Annotated in this window: 21 protein-coding genes; 15 read left to right on the top strand and 6 right to left on the bottom strand. The window is 49.5% G+C overall.

The window, feature by feature from the left end; genetic code table 11:
• The first annotated feature begins 107 nt into the window (after positions 1–107).
• The 4 genes from rny to xerD all read left to right on the top strand — a co-directional run bounded on the left by rny (position 108) and on the right by xerD (position 4,261).
• A complete protein-coding gene (gene rny, locus WMO29_RS02455; RefSeq protein WP_435391110.1) occupies positions 108–1,616 on the top strand; it encodes a ribonuclease Y in 1,509 nt (502 codons plus the stop codon).
• Between the two features lie 124 nt (positions 1,617–1,740).
• Positions 1,741–2,538, top strand: coding sequence for a pyrroline-5-carboxylate reductase (gene proC, locus WMO29_RS02450; protein WP_349163606.1), 798 nt, complete (start codon positions 1,741–1,743; stop codon positions 2,536–2,538).
• Between the two features lie 53 nt (positions 2,539–2,591).
• On the top strand, positions 2,592–3,182 hold the full coding sequence (locus WMO29_RS02445) for a stage II sporulation protein M (RefSeq protein ID WP_349163605.1): 591 nt from the start codon (positions 2,592–2,594) through the stop codon (positions 3,180–3,182).
• 206 nt (positions 3,183–3,388) lie between these two features.
• Positions 3,389–4,261, top strand: coding sequence for a site-specific tyrosine recombinase XerD (gene xerD, locus WMO29_RS02440; RefSeq protein WP_349163604.1), 873 nt, complete (start codon positions 3,389–3,391; stop codon positions 4,259–4,261).
• 183 nt (positions 4,262–4,444) lie between these two features.
• On the opposite strand, the gene WMO29_RS02435 is transcribed toward xerD, so the two are convergent.
• Positions 4,445–5,473, bottom strand: coding sequence for a 3-deoxy-7-phosphoheptulonate synthase (locus tag WMO29_RS02435; RefSeq protein WP_349163603.1), 1,029 nt, complete (start codon positions 5,471–5,473; stop codon positions 4,445–4,447).
• A gap of 86 nt (positions 5,474–5,559) precedes the next feature.
• Positions 5,560–6,888 (bottom strand): oligosaccharide flippase family protein, encoded by a 1,329-nt coding sequence (locus tag WMO29_RS02430; protein WP_349163602.1) that lies wholly within the window; start codon positions 6,886–6,888, stop codon positions 5,560–5,562.
• Between the two features lie 137 nt (positions 6,889–7,025).
• Between WMO29_RS02430 and WMO29_RS02425 the strand changes: the two genes are divergently transcribed.
• The 4 genes from WMO29_RS02425 to mnmA are packed head-to-tail and all read left to right on the top strand — an operon-like array spanning position 7,026 to position 10,277.
• The gene (locus WMO29_RS02425) at positions 7,026–7,487 is read left to right on the top strand and encodes an Rrf2 family transcriptional regulator (RefSeq protein WP_178038085.1); all 462 of its coding nucleotides are present in this window, start codon (positions 7,026–7,028) and stop codon (positions 7,485–7,487) included.
• A gap of 19 nt (positions 7,488–7,506) precedes the next feature.
• Entirely contained in the window at positions 7,507–8,688 is a 1,182-nt protein-coding gene (gene nifS, locus WMO29_RS02420; protein ID WP_349163601.1) for a cysteine desulfurase NifS, read from the top strand.
• A gap of 17 nt (positions 8,689–8,705) precedes the next feature.
• On the top strand, positions 8,706–9,149 hold the full coding sequence (nifU, locus tag WMO29_RS02415) for a Fe-S cluster assembly scaffold protein NifU (RefSeq protein WP_158363365.1): 444 nt from the start codon (positions 8,706–8,708) through the stop codon (positions 9,147–9,149).
• Positions 9,150–9,164: 15 nt separating this feature from the next.
• Positions 9,165–10,277: a tRNA 2-thiouridine(34) synthase MnmA gene (gene mnmA / locus WMO29_RS02410; protein WP_349163600.1), complete on the top strand. Its 1,113-nt coding sequence runs from the start codon at positions 9,165–9,167 to the stop codon at positions 10,275–10,277.
• Positions 10,278–10,501: 224 nt separating this feature from the next.
• Here the strand turns inward: mnmA and WMO29_RS02405 are convergent, their stop codons facing one another.
• A complete protein-coding gene (locus tag WMO29_RS02405) occupies positions 10,502–11,302 on the bottom strand; it encodes a histidinol-phosphatase HisJ family protein (RefSeq protein WP_349163599.1) in 801 nt (266 codons plus the stop codon).
• 238 nt (positions 11,303–11,540) lie between these two features.
• Between WMO29_RS02405 and gap the strand changes: the two genes are divergently transcribed.
• The 5 genes from gap to WMO29_RS02380 all read left to right on the top strand — a co-directional run bounded on the left by gap (position 11,541) and on the right by WMO29_RS02380 (position 17,477).
• Positions 11,541–12,554 carry a type I glyceraldehyde-3-phosphate dehydrogenase gene (gene gap / locus WMO29_RS02400; RefSeq protein ID WP_178038091.1) on the top strand — a complete coding sequence of 338 codons (1,014 nt, stop codon included), beginning with the start codon at positions 11,541–11,543 and terminating at the stop codon, positions 12,552–12,554.
• Between the two features lie 262 nt (positions 12,555–12,816).
• A complete protein-coding gene (locus WMO29_RS02395) occupies positions 12,817–14,022 on the top strand; it encodes a phosphoglycerate kinase (RefSeq protein WP_349163598.1) in 1,206 nt (401 codons plus the stop codon).
• Positions 14,023–14,056: 34 nt separating this feature from the next.
• A complete protein-coding gene (gene tpiA, locus WMO29_RS02390) occupies positions 14,057–14,806 on the top strand; it encodes a triose-phosphate isomerase (protein WP_349163596.1) in 750 nt (249 codons plus the stop codon).
• Between the two features lie 195 nt (positions 14,807–15,001).
• Positions 15,002–15,355 carry a hypothetical protein gene (locus WMO29_RS02385; RefSeq protein WP_349163595.1) on the top strand — a complete coding sequence of 118 codons (354 nt, stop codon included), beginning with the start codon at positions 15,002–15,004 and terminating at the stop codon, positions 15,353–15,355.
• A gap of 472 nt (positions 15,356–15,827) precedes the next feature.
• Entirely contained in the window at positions 15,828–17,477 is a 1,650-nt protein-coding gene (locus WMO29_RS02380) for a sensor domain-containing diguanylate cyclase (protein WP_349163594.1), read from the top strand.
• 2 nt (positions 17,478–17,479) lie between these two features.
• Here WMO29_RS02380 and WMO29_RS02375 read toward each other — a convergent pair whose 3' ends face one another.
• Genes WMO29_RS02375 through WMO29_RS02365 form a run of 3 tightly spaced genes read right to left on the bottom strand, consistent with a single transcriptional unit; the run spans position 17,480 to position 19,487 of the window.
• Positions 17,480–18,424 (bottom strand): TlpA disulfide reductase family protein, encoded by a 945-nt coding sequence (locus WMO29_RS02375; protein ID WP_349163593.1) that lies wholly within the window; start codon positions 18,422–18,424, stop codon positions 17,480–17,482.
• 42 nt (positions 18,425–18,466) lie between these two features.
• Positions 18,467–19,354 carry a 4Fe-4S binding protein gene (locus tag WMO29_RS02370; protein WP_349163592.1) on the bottom strand — a complete coding sequence of 296 codons (888 nt, stop codon included), beginning with the start codon at positions 19,352–19,354 and terminating at the stop codon, positions 18,467–18,469.
• On the bottom strand, positions 19,347–19,487 hold the full coding sequence (locus tag WMO29_RS02365; RefSeq protein ID WP_349163591.1) for a CD1871A family CXXC motif-containing protein: 141 nt from the start codon (positions 19,485–19,487) through the stop codon (positions 19,347–19,349). Before WMO29_RS02365 ends, WMO29_RS02370 begins: the two co-directional genes overlap by 8 nt.
• A gap of 77 nt (positions 19,488–19,564) precedes the next feature.
• Here WMO29_RS02365 and WMO29_RS02360 point away from each other — a divergent pair, with 77 nt between their 5' ends.
• Positions 19,565–20,305 carry a response regulator transcription factor gene (locus WMO29_RS02360; protein WP_349163590.1) on the top strand — a complete coding sequence of 247 codons (741 nt, stop codon included), beginning with the start codon at positions 19,565–19,567 and terminating at the stop codon, positions 20,303–20,305.
• The gene (locus WMO29_RS02355) at positions 20,302–21,480 is read left to right on the top strand and encodes a sensor histidine kinase (protein WP_349163588.1); all 1,179 of its coding nucleotides are present in this window, start codon (positions 20,302–20,304) and stop codon (positions 21,478–21,480) included. Before WMO29_RS02360 ends, WMO29_RS02355 begins: the two co-directional genes overlap by 4 nt.
• Positions 21,481–21,570: the final 90 nt, after the last annotated feature.

The following is a 21,570-nucleotide window of genomic DNA, read 5'->3' as shown; positions in this document are numbered from 1 at the left end:
GGCAAAACTTATAAAAATAAGCGTGTCAAACAGGTTATATTTGTACAATGAAAATTAAATAAGGAGGTGCTCCTGTGCCGTTTTATGTTCTTATAATCGTTGCGATTGTGTGCATTGTGGTAACGGCTCTTGTGACCCTGACTGTCCGCAAGAATACGGTCGAGAAAAAGGTCGGTAACGCGGAAGAGAAAGCAAGAGAGATCATCGACGACGCACTGAAGGTCGCGGAACGATCCAAGCGCGAAGCTTTGCTGGAGGCGAAGGAAGAATCACTGAAGACAAAGAACGAGCTGGACAAAGAGACAAAGGAACGCAGAGCGGAGCTGCAGCGTTATGAGCGCAGAGTGCTTGCCAAAGAGGAAGCTCTTGACAAGAAATCTGATGCCCTGGAACGCCGTGAGCTGAGTTATGCGGCCAAGGAAGAGAAGCTGGCGAAGCAGACAGCTGAGATCAACAAGCTTCAGGAAAAAAGAGTACAGGAACTGGAAAGAATCTCTGGCCTTACCTCCGAACAAGCAAAAGATTATTTATTAAAGACTGTTGAAGACGAAGTAAAACATGAAACCGCTGTGCTCGTCAAGGAACTGGAGAGCAGAGCAAAAGAAGAAGCTGACAAGAAGGCAAAGGAATATGTAGTAACGGCGATTCAGAAGTGCGCTGCCGACCATGTGGCAGAGACGACGATCTCCGTGGTACAGCTTCCGAACGACGAGATGAAGGGAAGAATCATCGGTCGTGAGGGACGGAATATCCGTACTCTTGAGACATTGACAGGCATCGACCTGATCATCGACGATACCCCCGAGGCAGTCATTCTGTCAGGCTTTGACCCCATTCGCCGCGAAGTGGCAAGGATTGCGCTGGAAAAGCTCATCGTGGACGGACGTATTCATCCGGCACGTATCGAAGAGATGGTAGAAAAGGCGCAGAAGGAAGTGGAGATCATGATCCGCGAGGAAGGCGAGGCAGCCGTTCTCGAGGTTGGCGTCCATGGAATTCATCCGGAGCTGGTGAAGCTCCTGGGACGAATGAAGTTCCGTACCAGCTATGGTCAGAATGCATTGAAGCATTCCATTGAAGTAGCGCATCTGGCAGGCCTTCTGGCAGGCGAGGTCGGCGTAGACGTCCGTATGGCGAAGCGCGCCGGACTGCTTCATGATATTGGTAAATCCATTGACCATGAGGTGGAAGGATCCCATATCCAGATTGGTGCAGATCTGTGCAGAAAGTACAAGGAATCACCGATTGTTATCAACGCGGTAGAATCACATCATGGTGATACGGAGCCGACATCTCTGATTGCATGTCTGGTACAGGCGGCAGATACCATTTCCGCAGCCCGTCCGGGTGCCCGCAGAGAGACGTTGGAGACGTACACAAATCGGTTAAAACAGTTAGAGGATATCGCCAATGGTTTTAAGGGCGTAGACAAGTCTTTTGCAATTCAGGCAGGTAGAGAGATTCGTGTAATGGTAGTTCCGGATCAGGTAGATGACGCCAGCATGGTATTGCTGGCAAGAGATATTTCCAAGCAGATAGAAGCTGAGTTGGAATATCCGGGTCAGATCAAGGTAAATGTTATCCGCGAAAGCAGAGTAACAGATTACGCAAAATAAAAAGACGAAGGATGTCGCAGGGCGGCATCCTTTTTCGATCGGAATCCAAGTGGACTGTGAATGAATTCCACTTGGATTCCGGTCAGATTTTGAACAGAGGTTGATGAAAGAGGAGGAGATACAGATGGCAGAGATAGGATTTATCGGAATGGGTAATATGGGTTACGCCCTTTTGAAAGGCGTCCTGAAAGAGTTTCCGGCGGAAAAGCTGATTTTTACCGCAAAGACCACGGAGACAAAGCTGCGGGTGCATGCGGAAACCCAGGTGGTATACGCGGAGTCCAACGCGGAATGCGCCAACAACTGTAAATACGTGGTACTGGCTGTGAAACCCCAGTATTATCCCCTGGTGCTGAAGCAGATCCGCTACGCGGTGACACCGGATCATGTAGTAATCTCCCTGGCTCCGGGTATCACCATTCAGAGCCTGAAAGAAACCCTTGGCTCAGATCGGCGGATTGTACGGGCTATGCCCAACACCCCGGCTCTGATTGGCGAGGGTATGACAGGGCTGTCTTTTGACGCGGAGGAATTCAGTCAGGAAGAGATTGACCGGGTACATCAGATCTTCGGAGCAGTCGGAAAGTACGCCGATGTGGAAGAACGGATGATGAGCGCGGTGGTCTGCGCCAGCGGAAGCTCTCCGGCTTATGTATACCAGTTTATTGAGGCACTGGCGGATGGCGCAGTGCAGTTTGGCCTTCCGAGAGCCCAGGCATACACCTTTGCGGCCCAGGCAGTAGCCGGCGCAGCGAAAATGGTGCTGGAGACCGGTGAGCATCCGGGAGCATTGAAGGATAAGGTCTGCTCTCCGGGCGGAACCACCATCGCCGGTGTGGCGGCGCTGGAAAACGCGGGATTCCGGGGCGCGGTGCTGAAAGCCTGCGAGGCCTGCTATCAGAAATCCGAAGGAATCAAATAGTATGAATGCGGCGGCCCTCTCATATATTGAAAGGTATATGGGAGGGCTGTTTTATGTGGAAAAAAATTACAGGTACAAGAAAAACATTCCTGCCGGTATTCCTGACAGGATTTGCGGCGGGAATTTTATATATGGTGCTGTTTGGTCGGGGAGCAGCCCATGAGACAGCTCTGCTTGGCCGTTATTTTTTTTCCAGATATCAGCAGGCAGAGCTGGCCAGCGGGGAACTGCTCCGGTATACATTGAAATCGCGCGTGAGCCAGTTTACCCTGTTATGGCTGACCGGTTTTACTTTCTTTGGCACAGCTGCAGTTTTTCTATCTCTGGCATGGATGGGGGCGGCGCTTGGCATCACACTGACGACGGCAGCCATGAAGCTGGGCTTTGCGGGGATTCTGGTCTGCCTCGCTTCTGGTCTGCCGCAGTTTTTTCTGTATGTGCCTGCCGCGGTCTGGCTTTTTCAGAAAATCTGTGAGACGTCGGAGAACCGTCCCTGGAAAGGACAGCGATACAGTGGGAACAGTCGGCAGATGATGCCTTATCTCCTGGTCTGGGGACTTGGATTTCTGCTGCTTTTGGCCGGCTCTCTGCTCGAAAGTTATGTAAATCCCATGTTTTTGAAGCTGATTTTAAAAAATATTTAAAAATATTTTACGAATTCTTTACCAGATTTGGTGGAACAGGAAAAGAAGAAAACCAGATATTGTGGAAAGCCGTAAAAAGCCTTGATTTTACAGTATTTTGCGAAAAAAAGATCATTGCTTTTCTGGTGATTTCTTACTATAATAAAATCCAAAGACTTTAGAAGAAAACGGCTTGGGTGAGCATAAGCTGAGGGGCACATGGATATATGGAACAAGAGATTAAAGGATTCATGTCTTATTTACATAATGTGAAAAAGACATCCCGGAATACGGAGCTTTCTTATCAGAGAGATCTGATGAAAATGATGCATTTTCTCCAGAAGCAGAAGGTAGAGGATGCGAAAGAGGTTACAGAGACAACCTTGAATTCCTATATTCTGGACTTGGAAAAAAATGGAATGTCAGCAGCGACGGTATCGAGAAATATCGCGTCCATGAAGGGTTTTTATCTGTATCTTTGGAAAGAAGGCAGCATCAGTTCCGATCCGGCAGAGAAGCTGAAAGCACCCAAAGTAGAAAAAAAACTGCCTGAGATCATGTCTGTGGAGGAGATGGAGCGCCTGCTGCGGCAGCCGGGCGACCGAACAAGCAAGGGTCTGCGGGATACAGCCATGCTGGAGCTTCTATACGCCACCGGTATCCGGGTAACCGAGCTGATTTCTCTGAAGATGGACGATGTGAACTGGAAGCTGGATTATATCGTGTGCCGCGACCGGAATAAGGAGCGGATTATTCCCTTCGGTCCGAAAGCGAAGAAAGCACTGGAGCATTATCTGAAGGAGGCGCGCGGTCAGCTCATAGGCGATAAGAAATGTGAGATGCTGTTCCCCAACTGCTCCGGCGAGGGCATGAGCCGTCAGGGCTTCTGGAAGCTTCTGAAGCAGTATGTGAAGCAGGCGGGTATTGAGATGGAGATTACGCCCCACACCCTGCGTCATTCCTTTGCGGCCCATCTGGTGGAAAACGGCGCGGATCTGCATGTGGTGCAGGAGATGCTGGGACATTCGGATATCTCCACGACCATGATGTACGCGGCGAGAACCCGGGAGATATATGCGAAGGCGCATCCGAGAGGATAACAGATAGAATAAAGTGACGAGAGATTCCTGATAATAATACACGGGAATCTCTTTTTTTACTCTATAGGAAACACCGTGTTACGTTAAAGTGCGAAAACTATGATTCCAATAGAGTAAAATAGAAAGAATAGAAAAAAGGGAGACGGTTGAACGCTCTCCCTTGGTATATAAGCTGTTTTTGAATTAGCAGCGCTCCGCGATCTCATACAGCAGCCGCTCGGAATCTTCCCAGCCCAGGCAGGCGTCGGTAATGGACTTGCCATAGACATGGTCGTGAATGCCCTGATTGCCTTCCTCGATATAGCTCTCGATCATCACGCCCTTGACCAGCTTGCGGATGTCGTCGGAGCAGGAACGGCTGTGCAGAACTTCTTTGACGATACGGATCTGCTCCTTGAACTGTTTGTTGGAGTTGTTGTGGTTCGCGTCTACGATGCAGGCCGGATTCTTCAGCTCTCTCTGGGCGTAGAGATTGCAGAGGTTCCGCAGGTTCTCATAGTGATAGTTGGGCAGGGACACGCCGCGCTCATTGACAGCACCGCGAAGAACCACGTGTGCCAGGTCATTTCCGCTGGTCTGGACGTCCCAGCCATGGTAAATGAAGGAGTGGCCGTTCTGTGCCGCGTGAACGGAGTTCAGCATAACGGAAAAGTCGCCGCTGGTGGGGTTCTTCATGCCCACGGGAATGTCGATGCCGCTGGATACCAGACGGTGCTGCTGGTTTTCCACGGAGCGGGCTCCGATGGCGATATAGGACAGGAAATCCTGTACATAGGGCAGATTTTCCGGGTACAGCATCTCATCGGCTGCGGTCATGCCGGTCTCTTCGATGGCGCGGATGTGCATGTGTCGCAGGGCGATGATGCCAGCCAGCGGGTCCGGCTTCTTCTCCGGATCCGGCTGATGCATGATGCCCTTGTAACCGTCGCCGGTGGTACGGGGCTTGTTCGTGTAGATACGGGGGATAATCAGGACCTTGTCCTTAATCTTCTCCTGTACCTGAACCAGACGGCGCACATAGTCGCAGACAGCCTCTTCATTATCTGCGGAACAGGGTCCGATGATGGCTATAAAGCGGTCGGATTCTCCGGTGAAAACTTTACGGATTTCTTCGTCTCTCTCTTTTTTTATCTGTGCCACATGGTCGGGAACCGGATACATTTCACGGATTTCCTGGGGGGTGGGCAGCTTTTGCTTGAAATCGAATGCCATTTTTCATAACTCCTCGTTTGTGTATATTGATGCCGAACTGTTTCTATCATAATACAAGAAAACGCAAAAGTCACGCAAATTTTACATTAATTATGTAGGAATTCCTGTAAAGAAGCCAGATTCATCCCGCATACGATCAGCTGTCCTGCCAGCAGTCCCCACAAATATCCTTCGATTCCGAAGCGCGGTACAAAGCACAGGACAAAAAGGATGCGAATCAGAATGCCCGCCAGATTATTGAAAAAGCCGGTTCCGGTGCGGCCAAGGCCGTTTAAGATACTGTGCAAGGTGTGGTTCAGATACAGAAACGGACAGATCCAGGCCAGGGTAAGGATAAAATCTCCGGCCAGGGTGCTTCGGAAGAAAAAGTTCCCGAGAAAGCGTCCGAAGAGCAGAAAGAGGACGGTAAAACTGATTCCCAGCGGCAGGCAGAAGGACACGGTTTTCCGGACCGTGCGGGAAAGGCTTGCGTCGTCCCCGGCAGCCTGGGATTCGGATACGGAGGGCAGCAGCATGACTGACAGAGCGCCTGTCAGGACGCTGGGAAACAGGATAAAGGACAGGGCCATGCCGGACAGGGTTCCATAGACGCTGAGCGCCTGCTTCGTGGACAGGCCGTATTGTTGGAGACAAAGGGGCAGCAGAATGGATTCGGCGCTGGCCAGCAGATTCATGCAGAGTCGGTTGCCGGTGACCGGAAGCGCCATGGCCAGCATCTGCCGTGTCAGGGAAAAAAGGGAGGGCGCGCCGGAGCCGTCCGCAGATTTTCCGGGAGGGGCAGATTGCCCGGAGACGCAGAAGACACAGAACAGCATGGACGCAAACTCCCCGATAACCAGACCAATGACGGCGGTTAGCGGGGACAAACCCATGCCCTGTTCACAGGCCACCCGGTAAATGAGAAAGACAGCCCCCACACGGGACAGCTGCTCGAAAAGCTGGGCAGCCGCCGGAACCGCGGGCTTCTTTAACCCGTAATAATAGCCGCAAATGCAGGAATGGCAGGCACCGAAGGGAATTGTGAACGCCATAATCTGAAGAAGCTGCACCGTCCGCGTTTCCTGTAAAATGTTCCGTGCCAGAAAAGCAGCATTTTCATACAGGAGAAAAGCGGTGGGGATGGCAAGCCCCAGAGCCAGGAGAAGCCCCACGCGCAGAACCTGTCTTGCGCTCTGCGGACGTCCGGCCCCATTTTCCCGGGAGACGAAGCGGGAAACGGCGATCTCGGCCCCGGAGGTGGTCAGCGCATAACAGACCCCGTAAATGGGAAAAATCATCTGGTAGATGCCGATGCCCTCGGCACCGATGGCGCGGCTTAAGAATATTTTATAGAAAAAGCCGATGAGGCGGGTCATAAGGCCTGCCGCAGTCAGAAGCAGCGTGCCGCCGACCAGCGGATGAAGCTGTTTTTTCATAGATTTCCTTAAATCAAAAATTATAAGTAATATATGGCAAAAACCTGCTTGACAGAACCTTACCTGAGTGTTATTATCAATACGAAATCCGACAAAAGTACTCGGAATTTAATAACCTTTGAGTGCGAGGTGACAATATGAAATTGTCTACAAAGGGAAGATATGGACTTCGCGCGTTGATTGATTTGGCCCTGTACAGCGAAAATGAGACGGTTTCCATCGCCAGTATTTCCGCCAGACAGAATATATCGGAAAGCTATCTGGAGCAGCTGATCGCGAAGCTCCGCAAGGCCGGACTGGTAACCAGCGTCCGGGGAGCGGGCGGCGGCTACAAGCTGGCGCTTCCGGCGTCCGAGATTTCCGTGGGAGATATCCTGCGGGCTCTGGAGGGAAGCCTGGACGCGGTGAACTGCCCGGGACTGGAGGAGGAAAGCAGCTGCGGCGGTTCTGAATTCTGCGTGACCAAGTATGTCTGGCAGAAGATTAACGACAGCATTAACCGGACCGTAGATGAGATTAAGCTGGATCAGCTGGTCGAAGAAAGCAGGAGCATGAAGGATGAAGCCGGGACCAAGGAAAATACGTCCTGTTGCATCTAAAAAAGAAGGAGATATCACCATGAAGAAGTTAATTTATCTGGATAACGCGGCGACCACAAAGACAGCGCCGGAAGTTGTAGAGGCCATGCTGCCCTATTTCACAGAGCATTACGGCAACCCCTCTACCGTATACAGCCTTGGAGGCGAGAGCAAAAAGGCCATCACAGAAGCAAGAGAGACCATCGCGAATGCGCTGGGCGCGCAGACCGAGGAGATTTATTTCACCGCAGGCGGAAGCGAGTCCGACAACTGGGCTCTGAAAGCGACTGCAGAGGCATATAAGAGCAAAGGAAAACACATTATTACCACAAAGATCGAGCATCATGCGATCCTGCACACTTGCGAGTGGCTGGAGAAGCACGGCTATGAGATTACTTATCTGCCCGTAGATGAGAATGGTGTCGTGAAGATCGACGAGCTGAAGAAAGCCATCCGTCCGGAGACCATCCTGATTTCCGTGATGTTTGCAAATAACGAGATCGGAACCATTCAGCCCATCAAAGAGATTGGTGAGATTGCCCATGAGCACGGCATTCTGTTCCACACAGACGCCGTACAGGCCTTCGGTCAGGTGCCGATCCATGTAGACGAGTACCATATTGACATGCTCAGCGCCAGCGGCCACAAGCTGAACGGACCCAAGGGTATCGGCTTCCTGTATATCCGAAAAGGCGTGAAGATTCGCTCCTTTATCCATGGCGGAGCTCAGGAGCGCAAGCGCCGCGCAGGTACGGAGAACGTGCCGGGTATCGTAGGACTGGGCAAGGCGGTCGAGCGCGCCATGGCGACCATGAAGGAGCGTACAGACAAAGAGATTGAGCTTCGTGATTACCTGATTGATCGCGTCCTGAAGGAGATTCCCTACACCAGACTGAATGGCCACCGGACCACCCGTCTTCCGAACAACGCGAACTTCAGCTTCCAGTTCATCGAGGGTGAGTCCCTGCTTATCATGCTCGACATGGAAGGCATCTGCGGTTCCTCAGGTTCCGCCTGCACATCCGGTTCCCTGGATCCATCCCATGTGCTGATGGCCATCGGCCTGCCCCACGAGATTGCGCACGGTTCCTTGAGACTGACTCTGAACGAGGAGATTACGAAAGAGGATCTGGATTTCGTAGTGGAGAACTTAAAGCGGATCATCGACAGACTGAGAAGCATGTCACCGCTTTACGAAGACTTCGTTAAGAAAAATAAATAATAGAGGAGAAACAAAGTATGTACAGCGAAAAAGTAATGGACCATTTTCAGCATCCCCGTAACGTAGGAGAGATAGAGAACGCCAGTGGCGTAGGCACCGTCGGCAATGCAAAATGCGGAGACATCATGCGGATGTACCTGGACATCGACGACAACGGCGTCATCCAGGATTGTAAGTTCAAGACCTTCGGCTGCGGCGCAGCCGTTGCCACCAGCAGCATGGCGACCGAGCTGGTAAAGGGCAAGACCATCCAGCAGGCTCTGGAAGTTACGAATAAGGCCGTTATGGAAGCTCTGGACGGACTTCCCCCTGTCAAGGTTCACTGCTCCCTGCTTGCAGAGGAGGCCATTCATGCGGCACTCTGGGATTACGCAGAGAAGCACGGTATTAAGATCGAGGGACTGAAGAAGCCGAAGTCTGATATTCATGAGGGCGAGGAAGAAGAGGGCGAGGACTACTAAAAGGAATCGTAAGCTATGGCTAAGAAAAAAGTAGTAGTAGGAATGTCCGGCGGCGTGGATTCCTCTGTGGCAGCCTATCTCTTAAAGGAACAGGGCTACGAGGTCATCGGAGCCACCATGCAGATCTGGCAGGATGAGGATGAGTTCACCCAGGAGGAAAACGGCGGCTGCTGCGGCCTGTCCGCGGTGGATGACGCAAGAAGAGTGGCGGCCCAGCTGGACATTCCCTATTATGTGATGAATTTTAAGACAGATTTCAAGGAAGCTGTCATGGACTATTTTGTGGCGGAGTATCTGGCGGGCCGGACGCCCAATCCCTGTATCGCCTGCAACCGTTATGTGAAATGGGAGGCGCTTTTAAAGCGCAGCCTGGACATCGGCGCGGACTACATCGCCACCGGTCATTACGCCCGGGTGGAGCAGCTGCCAAATGGCCGCTACGCCATCCGTAATTCCGTAACGGCGGCGAAGGATCAGACCTACGCCCTGTATAACCTGACGCAGGAGCAGCTTTCCCGGACATTGATGCCGGTGGGAGCCTATTCCAAGGATGAAATTCGGGAAATGGCGGAGAAGCTGGGCTTCCGGGTAGCCCATAAGCCGGACAGCCAGGAGATCTGCTTCGTCCCGGATCAGGACTATGCGGGGTTCATTGAGCGGACTACCGGAGAACCCTCGAAGGAGGGCAATTTCGTCACCGCAGACGGTACGGTACTGGGCCGCCATAAGGGGATCATCCACTACACCATCGGCCAGCGAAAAGGCTTAGGCCTGGCCATGGGCCGCCGCGTGGTGGTAACCGAGATTCGCCCGGAGACCAACGAGGTGGTCATCGGCGAGCAGGAGGACGTGTTCACCACGACGCTTCGGGCGAACCGCCTGAACCACATGTCTGAGCCGGATTTCTCCGAAGGAAAAGAGGTACTGGCTAAGATCCGCTACAATCATAAGGGTTCTCCCTGCGTCATCCGACGGGAGGGAGACGATCTGGTGCGTGTGGACTTTAAAGAACCCGTCCGCGCCGTGACACCGGGCCAGGCGGTCGTGTTCTACGACGGCGACTACGTGCTGGGCGGGGGAACCATCGTGCGGCAGCCGGATCCCTTTTATTCAGAGGCGAATATGTGATATCTGGATCGCGTAATTGCCGATATTGAAAGTGAAAAAGCAAAGCTTACAGAGCACGGGCTGATAGAGGATTCATAGATGAAGATACTCTGGGAAGAATGTGCTTGGGAGGATTATTGCGATTGGCAGACGAAGGATAAAAGGATAGTAAAAGAAGAAGAGGCCGTTGCAAAATAGAGAAATCATCATTTTGCAGCAGCCTTTTTCTATATAACAGAACATATTTATAACGGCACAAACTCCGCCTTCCGCTCCCGGAATACCGTAAAATACCGAAATCCGCATTCCCGAAGCACCTCTTTGGCGTCCGCGAACCGATACGCCACATACTCCGTCGTATGGGCGTCCGATCCCATGGTAATGATTTCCCCGCCGAGCTCCTTATAGCGGCGCAGCACGTCGTGACAGGGGTTTGGCTCAGAAAGTCCGGCCTTGTAGCCGCCGGTGTTGATTTCGATGCCTTTGCCCTTTTCTATCAGCAGCTTCAGAACCGCGTCCACCTGATCGGCATGCTTTTTGTAAGAAAAAACGCGATCCCCATCCGGTACATAGCGGATGATATAATCGATATGCCCGTATACATCAAAATCATCAAAAGCCCGGATATTCTGAAGGGTCACATCCAGGTACCGGTTTACGCCGGAAGCAGCGTCATAGGAGGTCCAGAAATCCGGATAGTAAGGGTCAAACCGATCCACCAGGTGGGTGGAGCCGATCAGAAAATCGAAGGACTTGTCTGAAAGCCATTGCCGGTAAGCATCCCCCAGCTGGGGCTGGATCCCAAGCTCTGCTCCGATACGGATTTCAATGCGGTCATGGTAGGCCTCCTGAAGCCGATGCATTTCCCGGAAATAAGCGTCCGCATCCAGGTCAAAGCTTACATCGGAATAGGGGTAATCCATATCCAGGTGCTCGGTCATACACATAAGAGAAAGCCCCTGCGCTAGCCCCTTTTTTATCATTTCCTCCGTGGGCGTCTCACTGTCCCCGGAAAAACAGGAATGTAAATGGTAATCAGCAGTCATATTTTTCACCTCTGCAACGAATATACACCCATCTTAATTGAAAAAATACACAATGACAAGAAAAAGATCGACGGGAAATTCATTGTTTTGACAAAAATTGCACAACGTCAGGGAAATTGCGGAATTGGGACTTGCTTTTTTGTATGGAATTGGGTACAATAATTGCAGGTTGGGCTCTGTCCTGAGAGGGGCGGAAAACCACGAATAATCTAAATTCATATTTAGGAGGAAATTTAAAATGGCAGTAAAAGTAGCGATTAACGGTTTCGGACGTATCGGCAGACTTGCATTCAGACAGATGTTTGGCGCAGAGGGATATGAGGTTGTAGCAATCAACGACCTGACAAGCCCGAAGATGCTTGCTCACCTGTTAAAATATGATTCTTCTCAGGGTAAATATGCTCTGGCAGATACCGTATCTGCAACAGAAGATTCCATCATTGTTGATGGCAAAGAGATCAAGATCTACGCAAAGGCTAACGCAGCAGAGCTTCCGTGGGGAGAGATCGGCGTAGACGTAGTTCTGGAGTGTACCGGATTCTACACCTCCAAGGAGAAGGCTTCTGCTCATATCACAGCAGGCGCTAAGAAGGTAGTTATCTCCGCTCCGGCTGGAAATGACCTTCCGACCATCGTTTACAATGTAAACCACGAGACACTGACAAAAGAGGATACTGTAATTTCCGCAGCTTCCTGTACAACAAACTGCCTTGCACCGATGGCTAAGGCTCTGAACGACTACATGCCGATCGAGTCCGGTATCATGTGCACCATCCACGCTTACACAGGCGACCAGATGATCCTTGACGGACCGCAGAGAAAGGGTGACCTGAGAAGAAGCCGTGCAGGCGCTATCAACATCGTTCCGAACAGCACAGGAGCAGCTAAGGCAATCGGCCTTGTTATTCCGGAGCTGAACGGCAAGCTTATCGGCGCTGCACAGCGTGTACCGACCCCGACTGGTTCTACTACTATCCTGAACGCAGTTGTTAAGGGTGAGGCTACTGTTGATGGAATCAACGCAGCTATGAAGGCAGCAGCTACCGAGTCCTTCGGTTACAACACAGACGAGATCGTATCTTCTGATATCGTTGGTATGAGATTTGGTTCTCTGTTCGACGCTACTCAGACCATGGTTGTAAACCTTGGCAACGGCACATCTCAGGTACAGGTTGTTTCCTGGTACGACAATGAGAACTCCTATGTATCTCAGATGGTTCGTACAATCAAGTACTTCGCTGAGCTTGCGTAAGCATTGAGCCATGCAGAAGACGGAAAGCGCAGACGCGTTGTGCTTGCACATAAGCGGCTGGGATTTACGGCTTCTATAGGGCGATAGCCCGTCAGCGAGATGAAGCGAAGCGACAAGGTGAGCTCGTAAGAGCGAGAGAGTGCCCTGGGGCAAATCGAGCGGCATGGCGGACTACCGTCAGGAATAAGACCTTAAGAGGTCCGGTCTTTATGGACCGGACCTCTTTTTATTATTTATCCATGACAAGTAAGGAGAGATTGAGATGTTAAACAAGAAATCTGTAGATGACATCAACGTAAAAGGACAGCGTGTCCTGGTAAGATGCGATTTTAACGTACCGCTGAAGGATGGCAAGATCACAGACGAGAATCGTCTGGTTGCAGCGCTGCCGACCATCAAGAAGCTGATCGCTGACGGCGGAAAGGTTATCCTTTGCTCCCACCTGGGCAAGCCCAAGGGAGAGCCGAAGCCGGAGCTGTCCCTGGCGCCGGTAGCCAAGAGACTTTCCGAGCTTCTGGGCCAGGAAGTAAAGTTCGCAGCTGATCCGGAGGTTGTAGGACCGAACGCAAAGGCAGCTGTAGAAGCTATGAAGGACGGCGAGGTAGTTCTTCTTGAGAACACCCGTTACCGCGCAGAGGAGACCAAGAACGGCGAGGCATTCTCCAAGGAGCTGGCTTCCCTGGCAGACGTATTTGTAAACGACGCATTCGGAACCGCGCACCGCGCGCACTGCTCCAACGTAGGCGTAACTCAGTATGTAAAGACTTCTGTAGTAGGATACCTGATGCAGAAGGAGATCAACTTCCTGGGCAATGCAGTCAACAACCCGGAGCGTCCCTTCGTAGCAATCCTGGGCGGTGCAAAGGTAGCAGATAAGCTGAACGTAATCGCAAACCTGCTTGAGAAGTGCGACACCCTGATCATCGGCGGTGGAATGGCTTACACCTTCCTGAAGGCAAAGGGCTACGAGGTAGGAACCTCTCTGGTAGACGATGAGAAGATCGACTACTGCAAGGAAATGATGGAGAAGGCGGAGAAGCTTGGCAAGAAGCTGCTTCTTCCGGTTGACACCACCATCGCAAAAGAGTTCCCGAACCCCATCGACGCAGAGATCGAGGTATCTGTAGTACCGTCCAACGAGATCCCGGCTGACATGATGGGTCTGGATATCGGAACCAAGACCGCAGAGCTGTACGCTGAGGCTGTGAAGTCTGCGAAGACTGTAGTATGGAACGGACCGATGGGCGTATTCGAGAACCCGATCCTGGCAAAGGGTACCATTGCAGTAGCAAAGTCCCTGGCTGAGACAGACGCAACCACCATCATCGGCGGCGGCGACTCCGCAGCAGCAGTCAATACCCTTGGCTTCGGCGACAAGATGACTCACATCTCCACAGGCGGCGGCGCTTCCCTGGAGTTCCTGGAAGGTAAAGAGCTTCCGGGCGTAGCAGCAGCAAATGACCTGTAAGATTTCATTATTTATATAAGAGGAGAACAAAACAATGGCAAGAAAGAAAATTATCGCTGGTAACTGGAAAATGAACATGACTCCCAGCGAGGCAGTAGAACTGGTAAACACCTTAAAGCTGCTGGTAGCAAACGATGACGTAGACGTAGTATTCTGCGTACCGGCTATCGACATCATCCCGGTCGTAGAGGCTACCAAGGGATCCAACATCCAGGTTGGCGCTGAGAACATGTACTTCGAGGAGAAGGGCGCTTACACAGGTGAGATTTCCCCGAATATGCTGACGGACGCAGGCGTAAAGTACGTAATTCTTGGACATTCCGAGAGACGTGAGTACTTCGCAGAGACCAGCGAGACTGTAAATAAGAAGATGCTGAAGGCATTTGAGCATGGTCTTACACCGATCATGTGCTGCGGCGAGACTCTGACTCAGAGAGAGCAGGGCGTAACCATGGACTTCATCCGTCAGCAGGTTAAGGTTGGTTTCCAGGGCGTAACCGCAGATCAGGCTAAGGAAGCAGTTATCGCTTACGAGCCGATCTGGGCTATCGGAACCGGTAAGACAGCTACAACTGAGCAGGCACAGGAAGTTTGCGCAGGCATCCGCGCATGCATCGCAGAGATCTACGATGAGGCAACTGCAGCAGCTATCCGTATCCAGTACGGCGGATCTGTAAACGCAGCTACCGCACCGGAGCTCTTCGCACAGGCAGACATCGACGGCGGCCTGGTAGGCGGCGCAGCTCTGAAGCCGGACTTCGGAAAGATTGTAAATTACAAGTAAGTCTGAAATTTTAGGCAAAATAACCAAATATAACGCTATAAAACGTGATAAAAAGCCATTTGATTTAGCTGATATTGCTAATTGAATGGCTTTTTATGATATAAGGGAAAGATTTTCAGAAACATCTGAAACTTTCTGAGCGTATAGATCGTCTAATAAAATGAAACAATAAAAGAATGACAGGAGGTTTTTGGTATGAAAAAGAGATTTGCAATGTTGATGCTTCTTACTGCTATGACTGCATCCATGATAACAGGTTGTGGAACAAAGAATTCGGGAGACAGCGGGCAGAATTCCCAGACCACACAGGAGGCTTCCGGATCTGAGGAGACAGCTTCCTTTACCGGAACATTGGATGAAAAGAAAGATTTTATGTTTATAGTGACGGATGATGCCGGAAATTCCTACGAATTTACCTTTGATAAGGAGAAGCCGGAGGGGCTTGACAAGGTGAAGGTCGGAGATAAGGTTACGGTGACTTATACGGGAACAGTGTCGGAAGTAGATCCCTTTATGGGAGAGGTGCTTTCTGTCACGGAAGCAAAGTAACGCTACAGAAGCAGAGTGAAGGGACTGCCGCCATATGGCGACAGTCTCTTTTTGATCTTTAGAAAATACCGTGTTACATTAAAGTGTAAAAGCTATGATTCCTATAGAGCAAAAAGAAAGGGATATTTGCGGTGTATAAAGATTGTATAAAAATGTAAAAATTGATAATCCCTCTTTATTTTAGAAGGTATTATCTGTATAATGTACTTATACGAAAGCAATAGGGGAGGGGCGAAGGATGAAAAAGCATTATCGAATCACTGCATTGGTAATTGCTATGGCGATAGTTCTTTTGTGTGGAATCAGATTCTACATGCATAGTGCCAGTTCTATAATCTACAGAGAAAATGCCGCTCATTTGCAGGAAAGCTATACACAGGTGTCAAAAACCCTGACTCTTTTTATCCAGCGCAACTGGAATGTTTTGTCCGATTGGAGCAGAGAATTACGCAGGCACGAGGCGGAACAGGAAATGAAAGAAATGTGGGAAAATCTGAAGGACGGGAAAAATGATTGGCAGTATAGCGATTTCTTTATGTTTAATGAAGAGAATCAGTTCATTACCGCCGCAGGCAGAAAAGGGACAGCGGACAGTATTACCGGAGCCTTTGATGAGATGTTTCAGAAAAACAGACGTGTGATTTCTTCGTATACGGCATCTTACGGGATAAAGAAAATCGTACTTGCCGCCCCGCTTCCTGAAGTATTTATATCCAATGACGTAAGCTACACCGGACTTGCAATCAGCTATGATGCGTCTGTTGTGGAGAACCTGATGGCAAGCAATCTGTATGAAGGTCAAAGTGACTGTTATGTTGTACGCTCAGATGGGGAGATTTTACTTTCTTTGACATCGAAAACAGAGATACCGCAGGATGTAAATAATCTGATTTCTTTTTACACGGATGCGGATATTGTCTGGAAAGACAGGAATCCGGTGTACGTACAGGAATGCATCGAACAGCAGCGCGAAGGAAATACCCAGTATACTTATAGAGGAAGAACCTATTATATGGTCTCTGAGCCGGTTGGGATTGAAGACTGGACACTGCTTGGAATTGTGCGTTCTGATGCGGTAGACTATAGTGACCGAAATTTGCAGAAGGTTACGCTGGGGATTCTTGGAGTTTCGGCAGCTTTAATTATGCTGCTCGTGGTGCTGGCACTCGTATCAGAAAATCGTGCGAAGCTGCTGAATGAAGAGAAGGAGCGACTCCTTTTGGAGAAAGAGAAAGAACGAGCCACGCAGTTCCTTGAAGGTATTTCCCGGATTGTTGACCGGTATGCGGTTGCTGACCTGGAAAATGACAGATATGAATATTATGAGTTAATCCTGGATGAGCCTCTTTATCCTGAAACAGGGGCATATTGGAGTCTGGTTGATTACATTTCCCGACGATATATTGTATTGACCAATACAGAGAACGCAAAAGTTTGCCGCATGATTGCACCGGATTATCTGAGAAAGGTGCTTCGAAAGGAAAGCGACATTTTAAAATTTGAGTATTGCATCCGAAATGAAAATATTTACAAAGTCATGCATGTGATTCCGATTGAATGGGCGAAGGATAACAGACTGACTAAGGTTATGCTGGTATCTATGGATATTGGGCAAAAAATCGAACTGGAGAATATGGCAAATACAGATGGATTGACTGGGCTGTTCAACGAACGGTATTTTACCAATATTCTGCAGAACAAGGAAAAAAAGAAACTTCCGTTTGTTCTCTTTTATATCGATCTGGATCGATTCAAACCGATCAATGATACCTATGGCCACAGCACCGGAGATCAGGTGCTTCAGGAAATTGCCAGACGTCTGCAGGAATGTATCCGCAGTAACGATTATGCGTTCCGTATAGGCGGAGACGAGTTCGCCCTGATTATCTGCTCCGCCTATGACAAAGCATTTTGCTGCCATATGGCGGAACGCATTCAAATTGCACTGACGGAGCCGGTAAAGCTGGCCGGAAAGACGCTTCGGGTTGGAGTCAGCTGCGGATGCGCAGCATTTCCGGAAGACAGCAGTGAAGCGGAAGAAGTCCGGGCTATTGCCGACCAGCGTATGTATGAAGAAAAAGAGAAGCATCATAGAGAGGATCCTATGCACTCCGGCAGATAGCTTTATTTCTGATCCAGCACGGACTGAATCTGTTTCATCAGCTGTTCGTAGTTTGACGGATCATCAATTCCGCCCATGAAAGGATCGCCAACGATATTTCCGTCTTTATCTACGAGAACGGTTGTCGGAAATGCCATGATATCCCCTGCGTATTTTCCAACGGTGGAATCGGAATCGAAGGTCAGGTTTTTGTAGGAAGCTCCCTTGGCCTTCAGGATTTCCTTCGCTTCTTTGATTCCATCCTGATTGTCGTCCAATGTATCCGTATTGATACCAACCACTTCGCCGCCCATTTCCTTCAGCTTATCATTTAATTCATTCAGCTTGGAAAGCTCTTCAACACAGGGCTTGCAGCCGCTGAACCAGAAGTTTACAACCGTAACTTTATTTTGGGCGAAAAGGCTGTCATCCACATCGTTCCCATCCAGATCTTTCCCTTTAAAATCGTGGAACACACCTGTAGAGTCAGCTGAGCCGGAGAAAGTGCTGCCGGAGGAATCAGATGCTGCAATTTCTTTCTCAAGCCTTGCAATTTCTTCTTCAATGCCGCGGATGGTTTCGATATCTTTGTTCAGAGTATCAAATTCCTCTTCAGAGAAAGAAGCCTTGTTTGATTCTATTGTATTTGCAAGAAAGTCCGCATAGTTTTCATTCGAGGCAGCATCGTCAGGGTTCTTGCTCATAAAGCCAAAGACCTTGTCCCATACATTTTTGTGATCTGCAAAAATCTGATTTTCCTGCTGGTACAGGTCGTCCAGCTTTTCGTTGGGCGCAGACGTGTCGCCTGCATTTGTGGCGGAAGCAGTCTCCTGTTTCGTGTTTTCCGTTGCGGCGGAATCAGAGGAATTTCCACAGCCTGTGAATGCAAAAAGCAGGGAAATGGCGAGAGACGCCGCAATTGCCTTTTTTAATTTCATTGAGTTTACTCTACCAGATTTGTTTTTCATGATTTTTATTCTCCTTTTGAATATGATTTGATTCATTTTAGCTTATTTATTGTCAGCCTGTTTCCTGGTTGAAAATCCGTAATGATAGCAGATCGCATTTGTTGGGCAGGCTTTCATACATGCTCCGCATCGGATACATTCCGGGTGGTTTGGCGTGTCTGTTACATTGACGTCCATTTTACAGGCATGACTACATTTTTGACAGCCGACACATTTTTCAGAATCCACCCGAAGCTTAAGAAAGGATACGCTGTTAAACAGCGAGTAGATAGCGCCAAGGGGGCAGATCCATTTACAGAATGGACGGTAAAACAGAATGCTTAAGAGGATAACAAGTACGAGGATTGCAAACTTAAATGTAAATAAGTGCCCGAGTGCCGCACGGATTCCTGAATTAGCAAGGGACAGCGGAATTGCGCCTTCAAGTACGCCTTGCGGGCATAGATATTTGCAGAAGAACGGGTCGCCCATCCCCAGCGAATTCGTTGCCAATGCCGGAAGCAGTATCACAAAGACGACCAGGATCAGGTATTTCAGATACCGCAGGGGCTTTAGCCTTGCGGTAGACAGCTTCTTGCCCGGAAGCTTATGCAGCAGATCCTGAAACCATCCAAACGGACAGAGAAAACCGCAGATAAATCGTCCGAACAGAACCCCCAGCAGGATAAAAAATCCGGTGATGTAGTAGGTGAACTTGAATTTTGAGGAACCGACTACAGCCTGGAAGGCTCCAATCGGACAGGCGCCTGTGGCAGCCGGGCAGGAGTAACAGTTCAGCCCGGGAACACATATGGTTTTTACCCTTCCCTGATAAAGCTTCCCTTTAAACAGATTCGGAATATGAAGATTGGTCAGCAGCGCTGCAGCTGCCTGAATCCATCCGCGGAAGCGGACCAGGAAGTTTTTGTTTGATTTTAATTTCTTATCCAATTCCCACACACTCCATACATAATTTGATTGCCTTACTGAGTACGACTGCAGCCTCACCACGGAAAATTCCAATAAGGAAAAATACCAGACCGGCTGCAAGTAAAAAAATCTGCGCTGCTTTTTCTGATTTCATTCAAATACCACTTGTTACTGCGAATAGTAACTGCTCCTTTCGATGATATTGCCCAAAGCCGGCTTATTGACCGCTCCATGATTGCATTATATAATAGGGGATGTAAATTCCCTGTTAAGAAAATGGAGAAAAATGAATTGAGATTATTAATTGTTGAAGATGAGAAGAAATTATGTGATATGATTGCGAAAAGTCTGCACCAGGCAGGTTATGAGGTAGATACGTGCAATGACGGCGAGCAGGCGCTGGATATGATCTATGTGGAACAGTACGATCTGATTGTGCTTGATCTGAACCTGCCCGGGCTGGATGGGATGGAGATCCTCCGGGAGCTTCGCAAAGAAAATGAAGAGACAAAGGTATTAATCCTGTCTGCCAGAAGCCAGATCGCAGATAAGGTTGAGGGCCTGGATTCCGGTGCAAATGATTATATGGAAAAACCATTCCATTTACAGGAACTGGAGGCCCGTGTGAGAAGCCTGACAAGAAGAAAATTCGTACAAAAAAATGTCTGTCTGGAATGTGGAAAGCTTCGATTTGATACGAGAGAAAGGGCTGCATATGCAGAAGATAACCCGATTACGCTGACGAGAAAGGAAAATGGAATTTTAGAATATCTCCTTTTAAATCAGGGAAGACCGGTCAGCCAGGAAGAACTGATGGAGCATGTCTGGGATTCTTCAGTGGACAGCTTCAGCGGTTCCATCCGGGTACATATGTCTTCGCTGAGAAAGAAGCTGAAAGCAGGGCTCGGTTATGATCCAATCGTGAATAAAATCGGCGAGGGCTATAAGATAGGAGGAGACAGCAAAGGATGAAAAAAATATCACTCCAGTGGAAATTAACCCTTCTTACCACAGGGCTTATCACCATATTATGCGGATGTCTTACCTTTTTCTTATACAAAAACGGAGTCTATTATTTCGATACGCTTCAGGAATCTGTCACGGATCAGGGTACAGCGCCGGAAGCGGTGTACATTGATATTCCGGAGGATGAGTGGGATGACTTTGTGGCACAGTTTTCCATGAAGATTTATGACTCCAAATCAGATTACAGGAGCAGAAGCCTTCTGATTACTGCGATTGTAGCGCTGATTGGCGGCGCGGCGACGTATTTTATCAGTGGACGGGCATTGAAGCCACTCAGGGAATTTTCAGAGACGGTGGAAAAAGTTCAGGCGCAGAATCTGGCAGATTATACCATTGAAGAGAATAAAATTGCAGAACTGGACAGGCTTCGTACCTCTTATAATAAAATGCTTATGCGGCTTTCCGAATCCTTTGAGACGCAGCGTCGGTTTACCGGAAATGCAGCACATGAACTACGTACTCCGCTGGCATTAATCCAGGCGCAGCTGGACCTATACCATGCGGCAGAGCATCCGGAGAGCTCCACAGAGGCGGAAGAGACCATTCAGATGGTAACGGAGCAGAATGAACGTCTTAGCAAGCTGGTCAGAACACTTCTGGATATGAGTGAATTGCAGACAGTAGCGCGAAATGACAGAATTGAGCTCCATAGTCTGATTGAGGAAGTGCTGACAGATCTGGAACCATTGGCGCAGGAAAAGAAGGTGAAACTGATACAGAAGCCGCAGGGTTCGTCAGAGGGAGCGGGAGAAAAGGCAGAGGACGAATTAATTCTGACAGGAAGTGATATTCTGATTTACAGAATGCTTTATAATCTTGTGGAAAATGCGATTAAATACAATCGGACAGACGGAACCGTTACGGTATCTGCAGGGAGGGAAAAGAACGAAGCCGTTCTGACGGTTTCGGATACAGGAAATGGAATTGATGAGGCGTTCAGGGAGCAGATCTTTGAACCGTTCTTCCGGGTAGATAAGTCAAGAAGCCGGGAGCTTGGAGGCGTGGGGCTCGGACTTGCGATGGTGCGGGAGGTTGTGCGGGTCCATGGCGGGACGATTGAAGTTTATACAGGTAAGCACGGCGGGACGACATTTGAAGTGAAAATGAGTATAGGGGCATAAAACAGGGCGTTTCGGCAGTCAGCCGGAACACTCTGTTTTTTATGGAATAGGAAATTCCGATAGAATTCCCTATTCCATAAAAAATATTAT

This window comes from Laedolimicola intestinihominis, from assembly GCF_040096155.1.
Classification (GTDB): Bacteria; Bacillota; Clostridia; order Lachnospirales; family Lachnospiraceae; genus Laedolimicola; species Laedolimicola intestinihominis.
Note: the sequence above shows the minus strand (reverse complement) of the source record. Positions and strands in the feature narration are given on the sequence as shown.

Bases quoted from the DNA above. Each gene is read 5' to 3' on its own strand.
- proC (WP_349163606.1), top strand. From the start codon at position 1,741: ATGGCAGAGATAGGATTTATCGGAATGGGTAATATGGGTTACGCCCTT.
- WMO29_RS02445 (WP_349163605.1), top strand. From the start codon at position 2,592: ATGTGGAAAAAAATTACAGGTACAAGAAAAACATTCCTGCCGGTATTC.
- xerD (WP_349163604.1), top strand. From the start codon at position 3,389: ATGGAACAAGAGATTAAAGGATTCATGTCTTATTTACATAATGTGAAA.
- WMO29_RS02435 (WP_349163603.1), bottom strand. From the start codon at position 5,473: ATGGCATTCGATTTCAAGCAAAAGCTGCCCACCCCCCAGGAAATCCGT.
- WMO29_RS02430 (WP_349163602.1), bottom strand. From the start codon at position 6,888: ATGAAAAAACAGCTTCATCCGCTGGTCGGCGGCACGCTGCTTCTGACT.
- WMO29_RS02425 (WP_178038085.1), top strand. From the start codon at position 7,026: ATGAAATTGTCTACAAAGGGAAGATATGGACTTCGCGCGTTGATTGAT.
- nifS (WP_349163601.1), top strand. From the start codon at position 7,507: ATGAAGAAGTTAATTTATCTGGATAACGCGGCGACCACAAAGACAGCG.
- nifU (WP_158363365.1), top strand. From the start codon at position 8,706: ATGTACAGCGAAAAAGTAATGGACCATTTTCAGCATCCCCGTAACGTA.
- mnmA (WP_349163600.1), top strand. From the start codon at position 9,165: ATGGCTAAGAAAAAAGTAGTAGTAGGAATGTCCGGCGGCGTGGATTCC.
- WMO29_RS02405 (WP_349163599.1), bottom strand. From the start codon at position 11,302: ATGACTGCTGATTACCATTTACATTCCTGTTTTTCCGGGGACAGTGAG.
- gap (WP_178038091.1), top strand. From the start codon at position 11,541: ATGGCAGTAAAAGTAGCGATTAACGGTTTCGGACGTATCGGCAGACTT.
- WMO29_RS02395 (WP_349163598.1), top strand. From the start codon at position 12,817: ATGTTAAACAAGAAATCTGTAGATGACATCAACGTAAAAGGACAGCGT.
- tpiA (WP_349163596.1), top strand. From the start codon at position 14,057: ATGGCAAGAAAGAAAATTATCGCTGGTAACTGGAAAATGAACATGACT.
- WMO29_RS02385 (WP_349163595.1), top strand. From the start codon at position 15,002: ATGAAAAAGAGATTTGCAATGTTGATGCTTCTTACTGCTATGACTGCA.
- WMO29_RS02380 (WP_349163594.1), top strand. From the start codon at position 15,828: ATGAAAGAAATGTGGGAAAATCTGAAGGACGGGAAAAATGATTGGCAG.
- WMO29_RS02375 (WP_349163593.1), bottom strand. From the start codon at position 18,424: ATGAAAAACAAATCTGGTAGAGTAAACTCAATGAAATTAAAAAAGGCA.
- WMO29_RS02365 (WP_349163591.1), bottom strand. From the start codon at position 19,487: ATGAAATCAGAAAAAGCAGCGCAGATTTTTTTACTTGCAGCCGGTCTG.
- WMO29_RS02360 (WP_349163590.1), top strand. From the start codon at position 19,565: ATGATTGCATTATATAATAGGGGATGTAAATTCCCTGTTAAGAAAATG.
- WMO29_RS02355 (WP_349163588.1), top strand. From the start codon at position 20,302: ATGAAAAAAATATCACTCCAGTGGAAATTAACCCTTCTTACCACAGGG.